This is a genomic window from Methylobacterium sp. Gmos3, assembly GCF_056430985.1.
Map to the genome: position 1 here is coordinate 230284 of NZ_JBWJYL010000003.1, position 18654 is coordinate 248937.

The following is an 18654-nucleotide window of genomic DNA, read 5'->3' on the forward strand; positions in this document are numbered from 1 at the left end:
AGGCTTTACCGATCAGGGCTTGGCGATGTGCCATGCACCGTTGAGGAATCCGTCGCCGGTGATGTCGCCGGGCTTCGTATCCTTGGCGAAGGTGTAGAGCGGCTTGCCCTTATAGGCCCACTGCATCGTGCCGTCGTCCCGCGTCACCATCGTCCAGTCGCCACTAGCAGCCGAGCCGGGCGCCGCCATCAGGGCGGGCCAGTTGGCGGCGCAGGGGCCGTTGCACATCGACTTGCCGCCCATGTCCTTGTCGAAGGTGTAGAGGGTCATGCTCTTGGCATCGACGAGCGCCGGCCCCTTGGCAGTCTCGGCCGTCATCGCAGGCGCAGCGGCCTGGGCGGCGACGGCGGAGAAGGCGAAGGCCGCAAAGGCGGCGCGGATCAGCATGGTGCGCATGAGTGAGGTCTCCGGCGGTCGACCATGACCGCATTGGGAGAGATGCCGAACGGGCGCGTCTATTCCACTGACATTTGGAAAAGATCGATCACATCGGCAGGGCCGCGAATTCGTCCCCGGCCAGGGAATAAAACCGTTTCCCCGGCATCTCTCCCCTCGACAACGAACAGGGAGGACGGCTCATGCGCGGAGCATTGGGATTTGCGCTCACGGCCGCCGTGATGGCCGGCGGCCTCGTCGGCGGCCGGATGATGATGCCCCCGACGCTGGCCGCTGCCGAGCCGCCGGCCGTCGTCTCCGCGTCCTTCGACGCGGTGATGGCGCAGTCGATGACGCGGATGCATGCCGACATGATGGTCCCGCCCTCGGGCGATCCGGACCGCGACTTCGCCGCGATGATGATCCCGCACCACGAGGGCGCGATCGCGATGGCCCAGGCGGAGCTGCTCTACGGCAAGGATCCGGTCCTGCGCCGCCTCGCGCAGGGGATCATCGTCGAACAGGGCCAGGAGATCGCGGTGATGCGCCGGGCGCTCGCCGATCTCCCTCCCGCGCCGGATTCGTCCGCCGCAGCCGCCCACCTTCACCACCATGGCACGGCCCCTGCCGCCGAGATGCCTTCGGAGATCTGCCGATGAAGACCGCCCTCACCCTCCTCGCGCTCGCGCTGCTCTCCGGCTCGGCTCTCGCCGGGCAGGCCCCGGGCGCAGCCTCCGCACCGGACGTGCCGGTCAGCGGCAGGGACCGGTTCTACACCTCGGACCAGTTCTCCAACACGGTCTCGGTGGTCGATCCCGCCGCCAACGTCCTGCTCGGCGTGATCCGGCTCGGCGACCCGACGCCGATGAACCTGAGCCCGCTCTATCGCGGCCAGCTCCTCGTCCACGGCATGGGCTTCTCGCCCGACCACAGGACGCTGCTCGCGGTCTCGATCGGTTCGAACTCCGTGAGCTTCATCGACACGGCGACCAACACGGTCCGCCACACGGCCTATGTCGGCCGCGCGCCGCACGAGGCCTTCTTCACGCCGGACGGCCGGGAGGCCTGGGTGAGCGTGCGCGGCGAGGACTACATCGCCGTACTCGATGCCGCGACCGCCAAGGAGACGCGCCGGATCACCGTGCCGAACGGGCCCGGCATGACGATCTTCTCGCCGGACGGCGCCTACGGCTATGTCTGCTCCAGCTTCAGCCCCGAGACGGTGGTGATCGACACGAAGACCCACACCATCGTCGGGCGCGTGAAGCAGGAGAGCCCGTTCTGCCCCGACATCGCCGCGACACCGGACGGCAAGCAGGTGTGGTTGACCCTCAAGGATGTCGGCCGGACCCAGGTGTTCTCTGCGACGCCGCCCTTCGCGCCGCTGAAGACCATCGAGACCGGGCCGATCACCAACCACGTCAACATCGTCTCGACCAAGGCCGGCCAGTTCGCCTACGTGACGATCGGCGGCCTGAACCAGGTCAAGGTGTTCCGCACCGACGACTTCACCCAGGTCGCCACCATCCCGACCGGCGCCCTGCCGCACGGGCTCTGGCCCTCGGGCGACGGCAGCCGCGTCTATGTCGGCCTAGAGAACGCCGACAAGGCGGCGGTGATCGACACCGCATCGAACACCGTGATCGCCGAGGTTCCGATCGGCCAGGGGCCGCAGGGCGTGGCCTACGTCCCGAACGCCGTGCCGGAGGGGGACGGAAAGCAGAACCTCCAGCCGCTGGGCGCAGCCGGCAAGACCAGCGCGCTGACGCTCGCAGGCACCGATGGCAAGCCGGCGACGCAGGTGACCCTGTTCGACCAGGGCGTGCTGCAGACCCTGCAGGCCGCGGTCACGGGACTGGCGCCGAAGACGCCGTTCGTCCTGGCGCTCGCCGCCGATCCGAAGGGGGCCGCCGGCCTGGAGCCGCTCGCCGCCTTCATGACCAACCCGGCCGGCGCGGCCATCGTCAACGCCATCGGCCCGATCCGCCAGATCACCCGCACGGATGCCGGCGCGAGCCGGCGCTACCTCGTGGTGGTCTCGGGCAAGCCCGGTGAACTCGGCGGCGTCGTCCAGATGCAGACTGTGGATTGAACGGGCGGCCTCACGAGCGCGGGAAGCGGGAATCCGAGAGCATGCGTTCGCAGCGCGCGTCCGGCTGCAACGTCTGCTTTCGAGGCCGCCGTTAGATTGCTCCTATGACCTAGTTGGGTCGGAGGCGGAACGTCCGCTTCAGGGCGAAGGGTCAGGGTCCGCTTCCCACCAGTTGCGACTTCGCAGGTGGGTACCAAGCGTCAGGTTCGGACCACTAGATCGGGACACGCCCCGACCGGCAGCTTCTCCAGCGTAGAGGAAGGTGCCGCGAAGAGGCGACGCGTCAGTCGAGTGCTTTCGACCAGCTCATCTCCTCCCCCCGTTACTCCTATCCAGTGTAACGCGGAAATTGCGAACTTTCAGGCTTCAGGGATCCAGCCCGAGACGGGCCGCCAGGGCCGCTGAGACGGCCTCCCGGCGGTAGATGACGGGGTTCTTCCCGGCTGCTAGGCCCCGCTTTGTGCGTGCCTTGAGCGCGGCCGCCGCCGCTAGGATGACCGCACCCGCGTCGATCGGGCTCGCGAGGCGGTACCCCTTGGGAGCGCCTGCAATGACGACCGCCAGCCCGTCGGCGATCGCGCGGTCGAGCGTCGCCGGATCCGGCGCGCCCGCCTCCGCTGCCCGGGCGCGGGAGGCAGCCTTGGCGGCGCGGTTGGCCTCGCGTGCACGGGCGGCCGAGAATGAGGGGCGGGGAGTGCTCATGGGCGGATGATGCCGTGACGAGGTGCAAGGCACCATGACATGTCACGCCCTCGACACCCTCTCGGCACGCCCTCGTGCGCACCTCGTGCTGAGCGCAGCATTTCCTCAGCATATTTTTGGGCGTTTCAGTTTTCCACATCGGCGATTCATCAAGAGCGAAATCCGCAATCACTCAGGACGCGTGCTGCAGCACCCCCGGAAACGGATCGTTCACCATGCCGTGTGGATCCCTTCGACTTCGGGTTGACGGGGAGTCCCGGCCAGGCGCGAATTGAGTCGTGAGATCGCCCCGCCCGGAGAGAAGCCGATGTCCCACGAGACCCGTTCCTTCACCGTCGACAGCTCCTTCCGCGTCGCGCAGGGCCTCGCCCTCGGGCACTCCGCCGTGGCGGGGGCCTTCGACGGCCTGCGCGAGTTCCAGCGCCAGCGCGACCTCGCCGACCTCGGCGCCGTCGAGGCCGTCGCCCGGGAGCTCCACCGCGTCCGCCGGCTACTCGCTGCCGCGCAGGCCGAGACCGCCGCCGCGCGCGCCGAGGTCGCCACCCTGGAGCGCGCCGTCGACGGCGAGCGCGCCCGTGCCGACCGGGCCGAGGCGAACCTCGCTCGCCTCGTCGAGGCCGTCCGCGACGGCCGCATCCGGGCACAGTAAAGCCCGCCGGGGCGATCCGGCGGGCTCGGTCGTCGGCAGGGTCCGAGGCGTCAGCGGCGAGGGCCAGCCGGGGCGCTCGCGTAGCACTCCTCCATCGTGAGGCCTGCCAAGGCCAGCTTGTCGACGAGGTCCATCTCCTGCGCGGGCGCCGCCGCCTCAGCCGCCGGCTTGTTCCTGTTGCCGCCCGAGGACGATCCGCCCTTGCCGGCCGCGCCGTCCTTGCCCGCCGCCGTCTGGATCGGGAGCGCAACGATCGCCGCGGGCGTGACGAGGCCGAGCTCGCACCGCATGCGGCCTTCGGGACCGCCAAGGACATGCTGCTCCAGGATCCGCGCCGGCGCGCGCCACGCCGCGAAAAGTTGCTCGCGCGTCAGCCTGTCGAGCCACGCGGCGATGAGCGGCGGCAGGGCGGGGATCGCCTCGTCGCTGGGCTTCGTGCCGACGACCCGGCGCCGGGCGTGCTCGCGGATGAGCAGGCCGAGGACGTACTGGCCGTCGTCGATCGGGGCCTCGTCGTCCCCATCCCGATCGGCGAGCGCCGCCGCGGCCATCACCGCCGCCGGGTTGGGCGGGCCCCCGAAACCCAACATCCGGAAGGGGGCCGACAGGGCGGCGGCGAGGGCGGCGAGCAGGGCGTAGAGGATGCGCACGGGGCAGGTCCTTCGATCTGAGGGTGACGGGGGGAGCTTCACGCCGCGGGCAGCAACCCACCAGCCGGGGCCTCCCGGCTCGTCGCCGACGCGATGCCGAGGGCGCGGTAGGCGAGGTAGGGCGGCAGCTGCCGCCGATGCCCGTGCAGCAGCTGGAGGCCGTGCGCGGCCTCCAGCTCGCTGAGGCCGTCGCGCTCGGCCAAGGCGTGCCCGGTCCAGGAGGTCGCCTGCGAATAGCCGCGCCCGTTCTCCTCGGACGCCCAGTCCTCGTCGAGCTCGGCCAGGTACTTCAGGCCCTCGTGGACGGCGGCCCGGACGGCCGGGTCCTGGGCGCGGGCGAGCCAGTGCGGCATGGCCGGGCGGGCGAGGCGCGCCTCTGCACGCACCCTGTTGGCCTCAGCGGCCTCCAGCCACCGCTCGGCAATCCGCCCGCCGTACGCTGTCCAGGACGTCGCCGTCATCAGCTCACGCGCGGATGCCAGCTCCTTCCCCAGAGACCACAGCCGCTTCGCCACGAGGTCCTGCAAACGCTGGCGAATCGGTGCCGTCAGAACCTCGTCGGCCTCGGCCCGCTGTTCGGCCCGCCGGTCGGCCGCCCCGCGCCGGGCGCCCGCCTTGGCCAACGCCGCGTCGACGGCGGCCCTGAGCGCGGGCACGTCGACCTCGGCCTCGCTCGTCCACCAGCACGGCAGGAGCGTGCCGTCCGGCGAGCGGGCGTTCGCCTTGTCCGTCCAGCTGTAGCCGGCGCCGATCATCTCGGCGCGCGCCCCGCGATAGGCGTCCTGGAACGTCTGCGGGATGGCGTCGAGGACGTGGAGTAGGCGGGCGTTCCCGTAGCGCTGGCGCTCGCCGACCAGGCGCCAGGGCAGGTCTTCGAAATCCAACGGGGGAGCAGTCAACCAGGGCATGGGCGTGTCCACAGGATAAAATAGCTAACGCAGACTAATACGCAGCATAGTCATTTTCAATGGCGATATTGACATAAAGGTGCAGCTAATGCATATTGATCTGCGTTCACAAGGAGCCTCCCCGGTGCCCCGCCCCCCATGCCCCTCCATCCCCACAACTGGTCGCCCGACCTCGTCGAGCGCGTCAAAGCCGCTTGGCTCGCCGGCGCGTCGGCCGGCGTCATCTCGGCCGCCCTCGCCGCCGACGGCGTCCACCGTTCCGCTTCCTCGTTCATCGGCAGGATGCGCCGCGAGGGCTGCAGCTTCCTGGGCCCCGGCACCGGCAGGACCCGCCTTGCACGTAATCCCCACGAGGGCCCGCGGAAGGCCCCGAAGGCCGTCGTGGTTAAGGCCGCGCCGCCGCCCCCGCCGGCCCCGCGTTTCACCCCCCGCCCGAAGGCCTCCGACGTCGCCCTGCCGGAGAGCCGGCGGGTCGCGATCCTCGATGTCAGGGACGGCATGTGCCGCTGGATCGCCGGGGACCCGCGCCGGGACGCGCCGGCTTGCGGGCACCCCACCGATCTCGGCTCGCCCTACTGCCCGGGGCACCGCTGCATCGGCACCGTCGCCGCCCGGTCGCGCGGCGTGCCGTACATCCCGATGAGGAGGGCGGCATGACGAGCTGGTCGAGCCTCGCGCAGGACTATCAGCACGCCCTCGGCGAGGACGGAGGCCGGATCCCGCGCCGACGTTCGCGGACCGGGGCGTCATGAGGCGGCACACCGCCCGCAGGCCGGGCCCCTGCGAGCGCTGCCCCATCGGCCGCGGCGTGCAGCCGGGCGAGCGGTACCTCGTTCACGTCGGCCTCGACGAGGACCACCGCGACTTCTTCTACGCCCGCCACTGCGAGGCGATGCCCGATGCCTGCCGGGCCGCGATGCCCCGGGGCGAGGACCCGCACTGCGCCGCCGTGACGTACGGCCCCGACGAAATCCCCTTCTAGGAGACAGCCCATGGTCGACGTCCGTGCATTCTTCGCCCTCTCTGGGCCGCCTGACATTCCCGACGTCCTGAGTCCCGATCGCCCGATCCTGCACCCAGAGGCATTCGATCTCGGCCTGGAGCAGGGCACGAGCGATAGCGACGGCACCTCTCATCAAACGTGGCTCGGGCACGTCTGCACGAAGGTCGCAGCCTGCTTCGGTGGAGACACCCTCGGGCGGGAATGGATCGTCCTGCGCGTGTGGGCCGGGCATAGGTTCGTGCCGGTGGGCCATGAGGCCCCGCACCAGACTGCGCAGGGGTGGCGGCACGCCGGCTGCCTGGTTCACCACGCCATGAAGGTCAGGCAGGTAGAGCAGGTCGTCGGCGATGACGGCGAGCCGCAGTGGCGGCTCCTCTCGCGCGATCCGATCTTCGTCATCGAAGACCAGCCTCTCCGGGCTATCCGGGTGCGTGGCCTCCCACCGGCCGAGCAGTCCAGGCGTTATGCCCTGGAGAAGCGCCGCGAGAAGCTCCGGCTCAGGCTGCTCCAGAGGGGCGGATTTTGATGCCCTACCTCGATTCCGAGATCGTGACGCTGCGGGACGGCACCGCCTTCGCCGTCTACGAGGGCGACGGCGCGCCCATCGTCGCAACGCGCGTCGGTGACCCCGCCCTACCGCAGGGCCTCGCTGCCTACGGCATCGGCTACGGCCGCGCCGGCGAGGCGACGGTCCTCCACCGGGGGATGCCCGCCGAGACCATCCGCGAGTTCTGCCGTGCGCACGGCGGCGTCCAGTCGGCGGGCGCGGCCGCGCTGGAGATCCTGCGGCGGATGACGCCCGCACCTCCGCCGGCGCCCCTGCCGGTGTTCGCTCCTATGGACCGGGCGCCGCGGCCTACCGGCCCGGGCAGCCGCAAGGCCCGGGCCGCCGCGCAGCTGGCGGCGTACCACGCGGCCGTCCCGAGCGCGGCCCCGGTGTGGCGCGTGCCTAACGTCACGAGGCCTGCCGAACCCATGCCCCCTGACCTCGCAGCCACCCCGTCGCAGGAGTGATCCGATGCCCTACCGCGAACGCCCGATGAGGCCCCTCCTTCTCCCGATACACCCGGAAACTCAGCTCACGGCGGACCCCGGCCTCACCGTCGAGAGCCGCCGGTTCACGGACGTACTGACCCTGCAGGAGAGCTTACTCTGGCAGACCGCGCCCCTCACTCGGGACGGGCGCGCCGAGGTGGTCGGGGCGTTCCGAGAGGGGTGGCTCGTCCGGCGGCCCAGCGTGAACCCGCCGTTCGAGATCGTACTCCGGCAAGATGGCGGGCCCGAACCCTGCGCAATCGTCCTCATGTTGCGGTCGCACACGATGTACGGCCGCCTGGTGTCGGCCGTGCCGGAGCACATTCCTTTGGAGCACGGGGACCGCTCCGTCATCGTGACGGCCGATCGCGTCATCGCTGTCCGTGGCGCGAACGAGGCCCGCGCATTTGGGTATCTCGCCAACCTCCTGGTCGGCACGCACTGGTCTCCACGCCGGCGAGCGCGGCCGATACCCGCCGAGGACGCCGATGCCCTGAGGCTGCTGTGATGTCTTGACAGATGGTTAACCAAGTCCCCATAATGGGGACCTGGAGCAGGCACTGACCTCTCCTCGCACGATGGGAAACCACGCCATGACGAAATCCGAAATCCTCTCCGCCGTCTCGCGCATCAAGCGCGCCCCGAACGTCACCCTCCTCATGCGCGCGGTCGATGCTGTGCTCGGCAGCAACGCCATGGGCATCGCCCGCATCGGCGCGCGGTGGGAGGTCTCCGAGGGCGGGTTCGCCATCTACCAGGCCGACTTCGCCACGGTGCGCCGGCGCCTCGCCAGCTACGTCATGGATGCCTGCTCCTGCGATGAGGCGGATGAGCCCGCTGAGCAGACCGCTGCCGTGGTTTCCCAGCCGACCCAGATCCAGCAGGCCTGCGCCGCCCCCCGCGTCGCCATGAGGCTCGTGCGGACCGTCACCACGCACGGCATCGTCGCCGTCAGCGTCGGCCCCTGCCCGGAGTTCCCGGACCATGGTCGCGACGAGTACCGCGTCACGACCGATGGCGATGTCGTCCGCACCCGGTACGTGCTGGCCAACGATCACTACAGCTGGAGCAGCCCCGGAGCCCGTCCGTTCATCACCCCCAACCGCAGCCCGGTGACGGCGCGCCGCACGATTGATGCGGTGGCCGAGTGCCTCGCCGCCGCGCCGGCTATGACCACCCAGCCATGCCAGCAGCAGCAAGCCCGCGACAGGCGCAGTCCAACCCGGGCCGCTCCCACTCAGTCGAGCTTCGACGCCGCCACCGTCGCTCAGGGTGACAGTGTATCGCGCCTCCTCGACGGGCTTCTGCGCGAGGACGCGCCCGGAGATCTCGCTCAGGCGCTCGTCACGGTCCACGCCGCATCGGCGCACCTCAACTCGGCCAATGTTGCGTACACGGCGTCGCCGTCGAAGGCATCGCTCGCCTCGCAGTGGCGGGCGCGCTTCATGCACCTGCAGGCGTTGCGCCACTACGACGTCCTGCTGGAGATCGATGCCATCGGCCATCTCCAGATGGGCTACGGCCTGAGGCCGTGCCTCGAAGGGATCGCGGTCCTGCAGGGCGACGAGATGCTCTTCCACGTCCCCCTCGGGACTGAGCGGCGGGGTATCGAGACCGCGCTCCGGATCTACGCCGACGCCTTCTCGGCCGGCCGTGAGGCCGGACGCGCCGCCGCCATGGCCGACTTCCGCGCCTTCATCGGAGAACCCGCGTGACCCGCCGCATCACGCCCGAGACCCTCGCCGAGGTGGGGACATTCCTCCTCGGGCCCGAGTGGCGCCGGCCGCTCGCCGCCCTGCTCGGTCCCCTCCATCCGGAAGGGGCCCGCCCTTCGCTCGATCCCCGACTGCCCGCCCGGTGGGCGACCGGCGAACGCGAGATCCCCGTGTGGGTCGGGGACGCCCTCATCCAGATCCTGGACGAGCAGAGCGAAACCGCCAGGGCTCTGGCCAACCGTCTGAAGGGGGAATGACCATGGCGCGCGATTGGGACTGGTTCGAGCCCCGCGAGAGGGACGACTACGAGCAGGAGTACGGCTTCGTCTGCGCATGGTGCGTCGAGGTCTGCGACGACCACGAAGCCATCGTGCTGACGCGCCATCCGGAGATGCCGACCGTCTGCATCAACTGCGCCTGCAGGGGAGGAGAGTGACAATGGAACCCGCCCACGCCGCCTTCCTCGACGCCTGGCGCGCGCAGGAATTCCACGTCCCCCTGGGGCCCTGGCCGCGCCCGGCCCCCCCGAAACCCGTCCTGCCGGGCCCCATCCAGCTGCCCCTCTTCGATATGGACGGAGATCCGGAAGCGCCGCCCGCCTCGCCCCCGCTGCCGAGCGCTCTCCTGACGGCCCTCATCGACGACGCCGGTGTCGGGCGCCGGCGCCCCCGGGACATCGCGATCGTCGAGGCCGCGATCGCCGCGAGCATCCCGGCCGACGTGCCGACGTTCGCCGATGAGATCCTTTCGGCCCGCCGGGATGGCGAGGACCTCGTCTCGCGCGTGCGCCTGTTCGACGGTGGCACCATCATCCTCAACGTCGTCTGCGGGCCCGAGCCCACCGTGCGCGAGTGGGAGGCCGAGGGCGACCAGCGCGCGTTCCACTACGCTGACGGCGCGTGGGTCCGATTCGACGAGGCGGTGACCCCGCCGCCGGCTAAGGCGTAGCCGTCCCCCGCAGACGTCGCGTATGTCGAGGCCGCGATCCAGGCCATCCTGCCCAAAGGTGTGCCGACCTACGTCACGGAGGTCCTCAGCGTCGGCCGCGTGAACAGGTCTAAGCGGAGGCTTGTCGAGATCGTCCTCTGGGACGGCGGGATCGGACGCCTGGAGATCTCCGGCGAACCGGGCGCCCATGGGTACCACTGGAAAACCACCGGCGGCGACGCTCGCCCCTTCCACTGGGACGAGGCGGCGAGGTGCTGGGCCCGCGTCGACGAGCCGGACGGCTGAGGGCGATCTTCCCGATCGGGTATCCCGATTTGGGTCATCTCGTAACCCATTAAAATGGCGTGACTATTTCGGTGTTTCAAATCGGGATGCCCGATCGGGAAGATCCTTACGCGGCGAGGTCGACCGGTTTGGCGTCCTCCTCGACGTCGGCCGTCGCCTTCGCGCGCTTCCCCTTGCCGGCGAGTTCGCGCTCCCTGCGCCGGCGCGCCAGCTCGGCCCCGAGCTCGACGGCCGAGGGAAGGGCGGCCGCCGCGATCGCGGCCTGCTCGTCCGACCACGCGTGCCAGCGAGCCATCAGGGTTTGCTTGAGGTCCAGGCGATCGTCCTCGGTGTAGTGGCGCTCCAACACGTCGTCGCTGCGGATGCCCTCGTTGTGGTCGACGACCATTTTGACCGTGTCCCTCGGGATCCGGAACACGGACTGGCAGACCGTCGTCATGCCGCGGCGAAGGTCGTGCGGGGAGGCAACGACCCCCATGTCGAGCAGCCTGTGATTGATCGCGGCGTCGGATAGGTGCCCGTCGGAGGCGGCATCCTTCCGCGCGGCCCGGATCTGGGGGAACAGGTACTCGCTGCCGGCATCCCGCGCCCGCGCCATCTGCTGCTGGACGAGGTCCCACAGGGCAGGCGGCAAGGGCAGGGCATGCCTGTGCTTGTCGCCCCTCTTGGCCGCGGTCTTCCTGTGCGCCGGCCCCATCGACCAGACGCCCCAGCCCGGCACCTCGGCCCACGGGACGAAGTCCTCGACGAGGGACTCGACGATGGGACGGCGACGCTGGCCCGTCAGGACGAGGAGCTGCAAGGACGTGGCGACGGTCGGCTCCAGGACGCCGGCCCGGGCGATCGCGAGGACGCGCCCGATCTCGGCGGGCTTGGCCGTGTATCCGCCCGGCACCTTGCCGTTCGCGCGGGGCTTGTCGCCCGGCGTCCGCTCGGGCGCGCGCAGGCCCGGGATCCCGGCCTCGACGCCGCTGACCTTGCGGTGTTCGTGCCGGGCGAGGTAGCTCCACATCGGCCGCAGGACGGATGCGAGGTGCTCGGCGTGGCGCTCCCGGCCCGAGGCATGGATCGCATGCACGATCGTGGCGAGGTCCTCGATCGTGATGCGCTTCACCTTCCGGTCGGCGAACACCGCGAGCTCGGGCGAGTGGAGCAGCTTGCGATAGTCCGTGTGCGTGGCCGCCCGCCGGGTGCGCGCGACTTCGGTGAGGAATGCCGTGCGGGCCTCCTCCCACGTCCACTTGTGCGGGCCCCAGGAATCCAGGAACGCCTCGACCAGGGCCGGGTCCCTTGGGCCCTTCTCCGGCTTGGGAGGGAGCTTGCGCATCTGCCGCAGCTTGTCCCCGAGCCACTTCTCGTCCGGGAGCCCGAGCCCGTCGACAAGACGGCGCCGCGCCTCCGTGGCGATCGCGCGCGCCTCCACGAGCCGCAGCAGATCCGTCGAGCCGAGCGTCAACCTGTGGGTCTTGTGGCCGGTCTCGAACTTGAAGGCGAAGCGGACGCCCCTCGGCCCGACGCGCATGAGGAGCCCGGGGCAGCCGGCGTCGATGAGGTCGTACGCCTTCCCCTTGGGGACGGCGTCGGCGACGCCTTGCTTGACGAGGGCTTCGGTGAGCTTCACGGGCATGCGGCGTACTCGGGCGGATCTCGGGCGGAGGTTTTCGGGCGGATCGCCGCCCGGGTTCTCCGCCATCCCTATCGCCAACCCGTTGCCAAAGCCTTGATCGGACATGCTAAAAGCCTGGGCTCCACCGGTTTCATGCCCGTGCCGATCCGCCCGAATGGACCCGAAAATGCTCCGTTACGAGGAATCATAATCCTTGTGTCGGGGGTTCAAATCCCTCCCTCGCTACCATCCATACTCAACAACCACAGTCACTCGGATGCGGGCCTCGAAAAGAATGTCGAGGCCTTACATGTATTGCTGTCCCCGAGAACAGACGCCCTTCTGAAGAACGTCCGTTGCAAGCCGCCCGTCGCGCTGGTGGAGTGAGCACGCGCGACTCGGACGCTGGCGGCAGGTGATGCAGAACACCGACGAATTCCGCTCCGAACAGCGCCGGGTGGCAGTGGGGATGGCTTCGGGCCTCGCAATCACCGCCTTGGCATTGATGCTGGCAGCGTTATGGGAGCCGGTGGACATGCCGGTGCGGCCCGTCATTGATCGTCTGCAAGCTGCGTTGCGAATGGACCTGTTCGCGGTCGGCTGGCTTGCCGCTGCCATCGCAAACGTCGCCCGGCTCAGATTTTTCTCGTGCGACGACATTGCAGGGAGCCGGGCAGGACCTGGATCGACGCCCGTGCGAGATGCCGGCGCGATCTTGCAAAACACCCTCGAGCAGTGCGCCTTGGCAATCCCCACGCATCTGGCGTTCGCGACAATCTCAGATCGTCCGATGACCGTCTTGATGACGCTCACCGCGCTCTTCTGTGTGGGCCGGGCGATGTTCTGGATCGGCTACCGGCACGGAGCCCATGGGCGCGCTCTTGGGTTCGCGCTGACGTTCTACCCGACTGTCGCAATACTTGGACTATCGGCGGTCGAACTCGCCATGGGGCGCGTGTAGCGAGACTGAACCCTGTCGGGCGCCCAAGGCGACGGGGACCGGCCCTTCCCGCGCGTCACTGTCTGCGGGCGCAGGGTTTCCAGGACCTCACCCGAGACGCAACCCGCGCCTCGCCTTGCGCCGCTGAAGGTACAGGCTCGCGGCGAGCGCCGTGGCGATCACCGCCAGGGACATCCCCGTGGTGAGGGTGCCGAGAGCGTAGATCTCGGGCGTCGTCACCGTCGTCGTCAGGCCCTGCAATTCGAGTGGCAGGGTATTGCGGCCGCCGATGGCCTGGCTGGTGCGGGCCAGTTCGTCGAAGGACAGGGTGAAGCCGAACAGGGCGACGCCGACCAGCGACGGCCCGAGGATCGGCACCACGACGTGGCGCAGGATCTGGGGCCCGGTGGCCCCGAGGTCGCGCGCGGCCTCCTCGTAGGCCGGATCGAACCGGTTGAAGACCGCGAACATGATGAGGAGGCCGAAGGGCAGGGTCCACGTCAGGTGCGCGCCGAGCGCCGAGGTATAGAGCCCCATCAGGGTGCCGTGATCCTGCAGCCAGCCCCAGCCGGTGGCGGCGGCCACCGCGTTCACCGCCTCGTCGAGGAGGCGGAATTCCAGCCCGATGCCGAGGGACACGACGATGGAGGGCACGATCAGGCTCGCCACCGCCACGGTGAACAGGGCTCCTTCCCCGGCGAAGCGCTTGCGGAAGGCGAGGCCCGCGAAGAAGGCGATTCCCACGGTCAGCGCCATCACCACGAGGCCCAGCCGCAGCGAGCGCCACAGGGCGCCCCAGATGTCGACGATGCCGACGCCCGCCCAGAGCTTCCCGAACCAATGGGTCGAGACGCCGTTCATCGGGAAGGTCAGTCCCCCCTGCGGACCCTGGAAGCTGAGCACGAGGATCGTCAGCGTCGGCCCGTACAGGAAGGCGACGAACAGGGCGAAGAACGCGGCGAGGCCGTAGAAGGCGGGGGAGCGGGGGCGGTCGCGCATGGCGCTCACAGCTCCTTGCGCAGGTCGATGAGCCGGGTCATCGCGACGATCATCAGCATCACCGCGCCGAGCAGCACCACGGCGTTCGCCGCCGCCGCCGGGAGTTGCAGCGCCGACATCTGCACCTGGATCACCTTGCCCACGGAGGCGATCTGCTGGCCGCCCATCACGCCGACGGTCACGAAGTCGCCCATCACCAGGGTGATGACGAAGATCGACCCGATGGCGATGCCGGGCTTCGTCAGCGGGACCACGACGTGCCACAGGGTCTGCCAGCCGCTCGCCCCGGCATCGTAGGCGGCCTCGATCAGCGCGCGGTCGATCCGCGCCATGCTGTTGAAGATCGGCACGATCATGAAGACCGTGTTGAGGTGCACGAAGGCGAGCACCACCGCGAAGTCGGAATAGAGCAGCCCCTCGATCGGCCGGTCGATCAGCCCGAGACCCAGGAGGCTGTCGTTGACGAGGCCGTTGCGGCCGAGCAGCGGGATCCACGAGATCATGCGGATCACGTTCGAGGTCCAGAACGGGATCGTGCAGACGAGGAACAGCGCCATCTGCATGGTCGCCGAGCGGACGTGGAAGGCCACGAAATACGCCACCGTGAAGCCGATCAGCAGGGTGAAGGCCCAGGTCAGCGCGCAGAATTTCAGGGTCGAGAGGTAGGTCCTCACCGTCGTGCAGGGATCGGCGGCGCTGAGGCAGCCGTCGAACACGTCGACGTAGTTCTGCACCGTGAAGGACGGGATGATCTCGTACTCGTTGTACTCCCAGAAGCTCACGATGAGGGTAAGCAGCAGCGGTACGAGAAAGAAGGCGGCGAAGACGAACGCCATCGGCGCCGCCTGGACATAGGCCAGGGCCCGGCGGCGCCGGGTCTTGGCGGTGAGGCTCGCGGCGGCCGGCGCGGCCGGGGATTCGGCGAGGGCCGGCAGGACGGTGTCGGTCACGCGGCGATGAACTCGTTCCACTTGCGGACCATGTAGGTGTTCTCGTCCATCACCGCGTTCCAGCAGGCGACGGCTCCCATCCGGGTCTCGAAGGAGCCGCCGTCGCGCACCGCGCCGGCCTTCTCCAGCACGGTCCCGTCCGGCCCCTTGATATCCTTCTCGGCGGGCTTGCCCTCCATCCAGTAGGCCCACTCGTAGGGCTCCATGTTGGCCTTGGCCGTGTCGAGCACCGCCGAGTAGTAGCCCTGGCGGTTGAGGTAGGCGCCGGCCCATCCGGAGAGGAACCAGTTGATGAAGTCGTAGGCCGCGTCGAGCTTGCGGCCCGCCAGCGGCTTGGGCAGGCCGAAGCCCGTCGCCCAGGCGCGGTAGCCCTCCTTGAGGGGCTGGTAGGTGCAGGCCACGCCCTGCGAGCGCACCTTCGTGACGGCCGGCGACCACATAGACTGGATCACCGTCTCGCCCGAGGCCATCAGGTTCACGGATTCGTTGAAGTCCTGCCAGAAGGCGCGGAACTGGCCGGCGCGCTTGGCCTCGATCAGCACCTTGATGGTGCGGTCGATCTCGGCCTTCGTCATGTTGCCCTTGTCGGGATAGGTGTAGTCGCCGGTCGCCTCGATCACCATGGCGGCATCCATGATGCCGATGGACGGGATGTTGAGGATCGAGGCCTTGCCCTTGAATTCGGGGTTCAGGAGCTCCTTCCAGCTCGTCACCGGCCGCTTGATCAGGTCCGGACGGATGCCCAGCGTGTCGGCGTTATAGGTGGTGGGGATCAGGGTGATCCACTCGGTCGGCGAAGAGGCGAAGCTCTTGGAGTTCTGCCCCTCCAGGTAGAACACCTTCTTCGGCGCCGTGCCCTGATCGCCGATCCTTTTGCCGCCGACTTCGCCCTTGGTGAAGACCGGGGTGATGTTGTCCGCCTGCTTGATCCGGCGGGCGTCCATGCCCTGGATGTTGCCGGAGGGCAGGAGCTTCTTGAGGCTGAAGAACTCCGTGTCGAGGAGGTCGAAGGAGTTCGGCTGCGTCACCACGCGCTTGGTCACCTCGTCGGTGACGACGGGGATGTACTCGATGGTGATGCCGAGATCCTCCTTCACTTTCCGGGCGATGTCGGCGGACTGGTTCACGGCGGTGCCGAGGTAGCGCAGGGTCACGGGCTCGGCGGCGATGACGTTCGGGAAGCCGGTGATCGGCCCGGCGCCGAGGGTCAGCCCGGTGGCCCCCGCTCCCCGGAGCAGGGTGCGGCGACTGAGCTTGATCGTGGTGGTCATGCGGAGGGTCCTCGACGCGTTGGAACTCTCAGGAAATCAGGCGCTCAGGCGGTGGGCGGCCGCCGCGTCCCAGCCGAGCGGCACGGTCTGCCCCAGGGCGAGGGGACGGCCCGCATAGGCGCCGTCCGCGATCACCGCCGTGAGGGCGGCGGGCGCGCCGCCGCCGAGGCCGTCGGCCTCGAAGCCCACATGCACGCTGGTGCCCTGGTATTCGATGGACACGACCTTGGCCGGCACTGCTTCGACGCCGGCCTCCGGGCCGAGGCGCATCCGGTCGGCGCGCACGGCGATCTCGGTGGCGTCGGGCAGGCGGATGACGTTGTGGCCGCCGATGAAGCGGGCGACGAAGGCGGTGGCCGGGCGCTCGAACACCGTGCGCGGGTCGGCGGCCTGCTCGATGCGGCCGCCATTCATCACCACCACGAGGTCGGAGAGGGCCATCGCCTCCTCCTGGCTGTGTGTGACGTGGATGAAGGTGAGGCCGAGCTCAGCCTGGATCCGCTTCAGCTCCGTCCGCATCCGCACCCGCAGGAACGGGTCGAGGGCCGAGAGCGGCTCATCGAGGAGGAGCACCTTGGGGCCGGTGACGAGGGCGCGGGCGAGCGCCACGCGCTGCTGCTGGCCGCCCGAGAGCTGGGCCGGCAGGCGCTCGGCGAGGTGGGCCATCTGCACGAGGTCGAGCATGGCGAGGGCCTTCGCCCGCCGCTCGGCCTTGCCGACGCCGCGCATCCGCAGGCTGAAGGCGACGTTGTCCCGGCAGTTGAGATGCGGGAACAGAGCGTAGCTCTGGAACATCATCGCGGTGCCGCGCTCGGCCGGCGTCGCGTCGCCCACCGCCCTGGGGCCGATGACCACGTCGCCGGACGAGACCGTCTCGTGCCCGCCGATCATCCGCAGGGTGGTGGTCTTGCCGCAGCCCGAGGGGCCGAGCAGGCAGCAATAGGCCCCCGACCGGACCTTCAGGTCGATGCCGTCCACCGCCACGGTCTGGCCGTAGCGCTTGGTCAGCCTGATCAGCTCGACATCCATGCCATTCTCCCCGCGTCCAGCCCAGCAAGGGACGGGCCAGTCGGCCCCCGAGCGGGCCGGGAATCCGGCGATCAGAGCGGGGGTGTGGCCTGCACGGATCGGTCGAGCACCCGGCCCCGTCCGGGCTCGCCGACGACCCGGCCGTCCTCGGCCACGACCTGCCCCCGGGCGAGGGTCATCACCGGCCAGCCCGTCACGCGGAACCCCTCCCAGGGGGTGTAGTCCGCCCCGTGATGGAGGTTGGCCTGCGTGATCGTCTCCTTCCGGTTCGGGTCCCACAGGGTCAGGTCCGCGTCGAAGCCGACGCCGATGGAGCCCTTGCGCGGATAGAGGCCGTAGAGCTTGGCGTGGTTCGTCGCGGTCAATTCCACGAAGCGGTTCAGGGAGAGGCGCCCCGCCGAGACGCCCTCGGAGAACAGGATCGGCAGACGGGTCTCGATGCCGGGGATGCCGTTGGGGACGTAGCGGAAGGAGTCCTTCGCCCGCGGGTTCAGCTTGCCCTCTGCGTCGTCGTAGCGGAACGGGCAATGGTCCGAGGAGACGATCTCGAACACGCCCCCCTGCAGCCCGCGCCAGATCGCGGCCTGGCTCGCAGTATCGCGGGGCGGGGGCGAGCAGACGTATTTCGCCCCCGCCATCGGGTCGGCCTCGCCCCGGCCCTTCAGGTCCTCGGCGGTGAGGGTGAGGTATTGCGGGCAGGTCTCGGCGTGGATCTTCAGCCCCCGCGCGCGGGCCCAGGCGATCTGCTCCATCGCCTGCTCCCCCGAGACGTGGACGATGACGATGGGCAGGTCCACGAGTTCGGCGTGGGAGATCGCCCGGTGCGCCGCCTCGCGCTCCACCAGTTCCGGCCGCGACAGAGCGTGGCCGTAGGGCGCGGTCTGCCCGGCCCGCTCCAGTTTCTCGCTCATGTAGCGGATGGTGTCGTAGCCCTCGGCATGGACCATCACGCGGGCGCCCTCCCGGCGGGCGAGGTCGAACACGTCGAGGATCTGCCGGTCGTTCAGGACGAGGTCGTCGTAGGTCATGAAGACCTTGAACGAGGTGTAGCCCTCGGCGATCAGGGCCGGCAGCTCCTGGCCGAGCACCGCCGGGGTCGGATCCGAGACGATGAGATGGATCGCCACGTCGATGTGGCATTGGCCCTCGGCGAGCGCCCGGTAGGCGTGGGTCGCCTGCCGGAGGGACGTGCCCCGGGGCTGGAGGGCGAAGGGCATCACGCAGGTGTTGCCGCCGGCCGCCGCCGCCCGTGTCGCGGAGGCGAAGTCGTCCGCCATGACGATGCCGGGCCCGGAGGCCTGCGCGATGTGCACGTGGCTGTCGATGCCCCCCGGCAGCACGAGGAGGCCGGTGGCGTCGACGGTGCGGGCGGCATCGGTGATCCGCTCGGCCACGGCGGCGATGCGCCCGTCGCGGATGCCGATATCGGCGCGCAGGGTGTCGGCGGCGGTCACCACCGTGCCGTTGCGGATGGCGAGGTCGAACTCGGGCACGGCG

General features: G+C 69.7%; 24 protein-coding genes. 14 read left to right on the plus strand and 10 right to left on the minus strand.

Going from position 1 to position 18654, the window contains the following annotated elements:
- Positions 1-12: 12 nt before the first annotated feature.
- Complete coding sequence (locus ACS5Q7_RS07440; protein ID WP_055958920.1) at positions 13-396, minus strand: COG4315 family predicted lipoprotein; 384 nt, start codon at positions 394-396, stop codon at positions 13-15.
- A gap of 182 nt (positions 397-578) precedes the next feature.
- On the opposite strand from ACS5Q7_RS07440, the gene copM reads away from it, so the two are divergent.
- Both copM and ACS5Q7_RS07450 read left to right on the plus strand, forming a co-directional pair.
- A complete protein-coding gene (gene copM, locus ACS5Q7_RS07445) occupies positions 579-1034 on the plus strand; it encodes a CopM family metallochaperone (RefSeq protein WP_055958917.1) in 456 nt (151 codons plus the stop codon).
- Complete coding sequence (locus ACS5Q7_RS07450) at positions 1031-2467, plus strand: YncE family protein (RefSeq protein ID WP_055958914.1); 1437 nt, start codon at positions 1031-1033, stop codon at positions 2465-2467. Before copM ends, ACS5Q7_RS07450 begins: the two co-directional genes overlap by 4 nt.
- Positions 2468-2833: 366 nt before the next feature.
- Here ACS5Q7_RS07450 and ACS5Q7_RS07455 read toward each other — a convergent pair whose 3' ends face one another.
- On the minus strand, positions 2834-3169 hold the full coding sequence (locus ACS5Q7_RS07455) for a hypothetical protein (RefSeq protein WP_055958910.1): 336 nt from the start codon (positions 3167-3169) through the stop codon (positions 2834-2836).
- Positions 3170-3476: 307 nt separating this feature from the next.
- On the opposite strand from ACS5Q7_RS07455, the gene ACS5Q7_RS07460 reads away from it, so the two are divergent.
- Positions 3477-3818 (plus strand): hypothetical protein, encoded by a 342-nt coding sequence (locus tag ACS5Q7_RS07460; protein ID WP_055958907.1) that lies wholly within the window; start codon positions 3477-3479, stop codon positions 3816-3818.
- A 50-nt stretch (positions 3819-3868) separates the two neighbouring features.
- On the opposite strand, the gene ACS5Q7_RS07465 is transcribed toward ACS5Q7_RS07460, so the two are convergent.
- Positions 3869-4468: a hypothetical protein gene (locus ACS5Q7_RS07465; RefSeq protein ID WP_055958904.1), complete on the minus strand. Its 600-nt coding sequence runs from the start codon at positions 4466-4468 to the stop codon at positions 3869-3871.
- 38 nt (positions 4469-4506) lie between these two features.
- Positions 4507-5376, minus strand: a complete 870-nt coding sequence (locus tag ACS5Q7_RS07470) for a hypothetical protein (RefSeq protein WP_055958901.1) — start codon at positions 5374-5376, stop codon at positions 4507-4509.
- A 138-nt stretch (positions 5377-5514) separates the two neighbouring features.
- On the opposite strand from ACS5Q7_RS07470, the gene ACS5Q7_RS07475 reads away from it, so the two are divergent.
- The 10 genes from ACS5Q7_RS07475 (at position 5515) to ACS5Q7_RS07520 (ending at position 10362) form a co-directional block, all read left to right on the plus strand.
- On the plus strand, positions 5515-6033 hold the full coding sequence (locus ACS5Q7_RS07475; protein ID WP_055958898.1) for a GcrA family cell cycle regulator: 519 nt from the start codon (positions 5515-5517) through the stop codon (positions 6031-6033).
- A 91-nt stretch (positions 6034-6124) separates the two neighbouring features.
- Positions 6125-6358: a hypothetical protein gene (locus ACS5Q7_RS07480; protein ID WP_243214750.1), complete on the plus strand. Its 234-nt coding sequence runs from the start codon at positions 6125-6127 to the stop codon at positions 6356-6358.
- Between the two features lie 10 nt (positions 6359-6368).
- Positions 6369-6905 carry a hypothetical protein gene (locus tag ACS5Q7_RS07485; RefSeq protein ID WP_055958895.1) on the plus strand — a complete coding sequence of 179 codons (537 nt, stop codon included), beginning with the start codon at positions 6369-6371 and terminating at the stop codon, positions 6903-6905.
- On the plus strand, positions 6905-7393 hold the full coding sequence (locus tag ACS5Q7_RS07490; protein WP_055958892.1) for a hypothetical protein: 489 nt from the start codon (positions 6905-6907) through the stop codon (positions 7391-7393). The genes ACS5Q7_RS07485 and ACS5Q7_RS07490 overlap by 1 nt, the downstream gene beginning before the upstream one ends.
- Positions 7394-7397: 4 nt before the next feature.
- On the plus strand, positions 7398-7922 hold the full coding sequence (locus ACS5Q7_RS07495; protein ID WP_055958888.1) for a hypothetical protein: 525 nt from the start codon (positions 7398-7400) through the stop codon (positions 7920-7922).
- Between the two features lie 85 nt (positions 7923-8007).
- Positions 8008-9129, plus strand: a complete 1122-nt coding sequence (locus ACS5Q7_RS07500; RefSeq protein WP_055958885.1) for a hypothetical protein — start codon at positions 8008-8010, stop codon at positions 9127-9129.
- Positions 9126-9386: a hypothetical protein gene (locus ACS5Q7_RS07505; RefSeq protein ID WP_055958882.1), complete on the plus strand. Its 261-nt coding sequence runs from the start codon at positions 9126-9128 to the stop codon at positions 9384-9386. Before ACS5Q7_RS07500 ends, ACS5Q7_RS07505 begins: the two co-directional genes overlap by 4 nt.
- Positions 9387-9388: 2 nt before the next feature.
- Positions 9389-9565: a hypothetical protein gene (locus tag ACS5Q7_RS07510; RefSeq protein WP_156653150.1), complete on the plus strand. Its 177-nt coding sequence runs from the start codon at positions 9389-9391 to the stop codon at positions 9563-9565.
- Positions 9566-9567: 2 nt separating this feature from the next.
- Positions 9568-10077 carry a hypothetical protein gene (locus ACS5Q7_RS07515; protein WP_055958875.1) on the plus strand — a complete coding sequence of 170 codons (510 nt, stop codon included), beginning with the start codon at positions 9568-9570 and terminating at the stop codon, positions 10075-10077.
- Positions 10078-10137: 60 nt separating this feature from the next.
- A complete protein-coding gene (locus tag ACS5Q7_RS07520; RefSeq protein ID WP_055958874.1) occupies positions 10138-10362 on the plus strand; it encodes a hypothetical protein in 225 nt (74 codons plus the stop codon).
- A 106-nt stretch (positions 10363-10468) separates the two neighbouring features.
- Here the strand turns inward: ACS5Q7_RS07520 and ACS5Q7_RS07525 are convergent, their stop codons facing one another.
- Positions 10469-11989 carry a tyrosine-type recombinase/integrase gene (locus ACS5Q7_RS07525; RefSeq protein WP_055958871.1) on the minus strand — a complete coding sequence of 507 codons (1521 nt, stop codon included), beginning with the start codon at positions 11987-11989 and terminating at the stop codon, positions 10469-10471.
- Between the two features lie 397 nt (positions 11990-12386).
- Between ACS5Q7_RS07525 and ACS5Q7_RS07530 the strand changes: the two genes are divergently transcribed.
- Complete coding sequence (locus ACS5Q7_RS07530) at positions 12387-12929, plus strand: MAPEG family protein (RefSeq protein ID WP_478338720.1); 543 nt, start codon at positions 12387-12389, stop codon at positions 12927-12929.
- A gap of 87 nt (positions 12930-13016) precedes the next feature.
- Here ACS5Q7_RS07530 and ACS5Q7_RS07535 read toward each other — a convergent pair whose 3' ends face one another.
- The 5 genes from ACS5Q7_RS07535 to hydA all read right to left on the minus strand — a co-directional run bounded on the left by ACS5Q7_RS07535 (position 13017) and on the right by hydA (position 18650).
- Complete coding sequence (locus tag ACS5Q7_RS07535; RefSeq protein WP_478338721.1) at positions 13017-13907, minus strand: ABC transporter permease; 891 nt, start codon at positions 13905-13907, stop codon at positions 13017-13019.
- Between the two features lie 5 nt (positions 13908-13912).
- Positions 13913-14857 (minus strand): ABC transporter permease, encoded by a 945-nt coding sequence (locus tag ACS5Q7_RS07540; protein WP_478338722.1) that lies wholly within the window; start codon positions 14855-14857, stop codon positions 13913-13915.
- A complete protein-coding gene (locus ACS5Q7_RS07545) occupies positions 14854-16128 on the minus strand; it encodes an ABC transporter substrate-binding protein (protein ID WP_478338723.1) in 1275 nt (424 codons plus the stop codon). The genes ACS5Q7_RS07540 and ACS5Q7_RS07545 overlap by 4 nt, the downstream gene beginning before the upstream one ends.
- Before the next feature lie 36 nt (positions 16129-16164).
- Positions 16165-17157 (minus strand): ABC transporter ATP-binding protein, encoded by a 993-nt coding sequence (locus tag ACS5Q7_RS07550; RefSeq protein WP_478338724.1) that lies wholly within the window; start codon positions 17155-17157, stop codon positions 16165-16167.
- Between the two features lie 71 nt (positions 17158-17228).
- Positions 17229-18650 carry a dihydropyrimidinase gene (hydA, locus tag ACS5Q7_RS07555; RefSeq protein WP_478338725.1) on the minus strand — a complete coding sequence of 474 codons (1422 nt, stop codon included), beginning with the start codon at positions 18648-18650 and terminating at the stop codon, positions 17229-17231.
- Positions 18651-18654 lie beyond the last annotated feature (4 nt).

Excerpts from the sequence above, each read along its gene's own strand:
- ACS5Q7_RS07550 (WP_478338724.1), bottom strand. The coding sequence starts at position 17,157 with ATGGATGTCGAGCTGATCAGGCTGACCAAGCGCTACGGCCAGACCGTG.
- ACS5Q7_RS07510 (WP_156653150.1), top strand. The coding sequence starts at position 9,389 with ATGGCGCGCGATTGGGACTGGTTCGAGCCCCGCGAGAGGGACGACTAC.
- ACS5Q7_RS07490 (WP_055958892.1), top strand. The coding sequence starts at position 6,905 with ATGCCCTACCTCGATTCCGAGATCGTGACGCTGCGGGACGGCACCGCC.
- ACS5Q7_RS07500 (WP_055958885.1), top strand. The coding sequence starts at position 8,008 with ATGACGAAATCCGAAATCCTCTCCGCCGTCTCGCGCATCAAGCGCGCC.
- ACS5Q7_RS07495 (WP_055958888.1), top strand. The coding sequence starts at position 7,398 with ATGCCCTACCGCGAACGCCCGATGAGGCCCCTCCTTCTCCCGATACAC.
- ACS5Q7_RS07485 (WP_055958895.1), top strand. The coding sequence starts at position 6,369 with ATGGTCGACGTCCGTGCATTCTTCGCCCTCTCTGGGCCGCCTGACATT.
- ACS5Q7_RS07470 (WP_055958901.1), bottom strand. The coding sequence starts at position 5,376 with ATGCCCTGGTTGACTGCTCCCCCGTTGGATTTCGAAGACCTGCCCTGG.
- ACS5Q7_RS07530 (WP_478338720.1), top strand. The coding sequence starts at position 12,387 with ATGCAGAACACCGACGAATTCCGCTCCGAACAGCGCCGGGTGGCAGTG.
- ACS5Q7_RS07480 (WP_243214750.1), top strand. The coding sequence starts at position 6,125 with ATGAGGCGGCACACCGCCCGCAGGCCGGGCCCCTGCGAGCGCTGCCCC.
- ACS5Q7_RS07460 (WP_055958907.1), top strand. The coding sequence starts at position 3,477 with ATGTCCCACGAGACCCGTTCCTTCACCGTCGACAGCTCCTTCCGCGTC.
- ACS5Q7_RS07515 (WP_055958875.1), top strand. The coding sequence starts at position 9,568 with ATGGAACCCGCCCACGCCGCCTTCCTCGACGCCTGGCGCGCGCAGGAA.
- ACS5Q7_RS07450 (WP_055958914.1), top strand. The coding sequence starts at position 1,031 with ATGAAGACCGCCCTCACCCTCCTCGCGCTCGCGCTGCTCTCCGGCTCG.
- ACS5Q7_RS07475 (WP_055958898.1), top strand. The coding sequence starts at position 5,515 with ATGCCCCTCCATCCCCACAACTGGTCGCCCGACCTCGTCGAGCGCGTC.
- copM (WP_055958917.1), top strand. The coding sequence starts at position 579 with ATGCGCGGAGCATTGGGATTTGCGCTCACGGCCGCCGTGATGGCCGGC.
- ACS5Q7_RS07455 (WP_055958910.1), bottom strand. The coding sequence starts at position 3,169 with ATGAGCACTCCCCGCCCCTCATTCTCGGCCGCCCGTGCACGCGAGGCC.
- ACS5Q7_RS07440 (WP_055958920.1), bottom strand. The coding sequence starts at position 396 with ATGCGCACCATGCTGATCCGCGCCGCCTTTGCGGCCTTCGCCTTCTCC.
- ACS5Q7_RS07525 (WP_055958871.1), bottom strand. The coding sequence starts at position 11,989 with ATGCCCGTGAAGCTCACCGAAGCCCTCGTCAAGCAAGGCGTCGCCGAC.
- ACS5Q7_RS07535 (WP_478338721.1), bottom strand. The coding sequence starts at position 13,907 with ATGCGCGACCGCCCCCGCTCCCCCGCCTTCTACGGCCTCGCCGCGTTC.
- ACS5Q7_RS07545 (WP_478338723.1), bottom strand. The coding sequence starts at position 16,128 with ATGACCACCACGATCAAGCTCAGTCGCCGCACCCTGCTCCGGGGAGCG.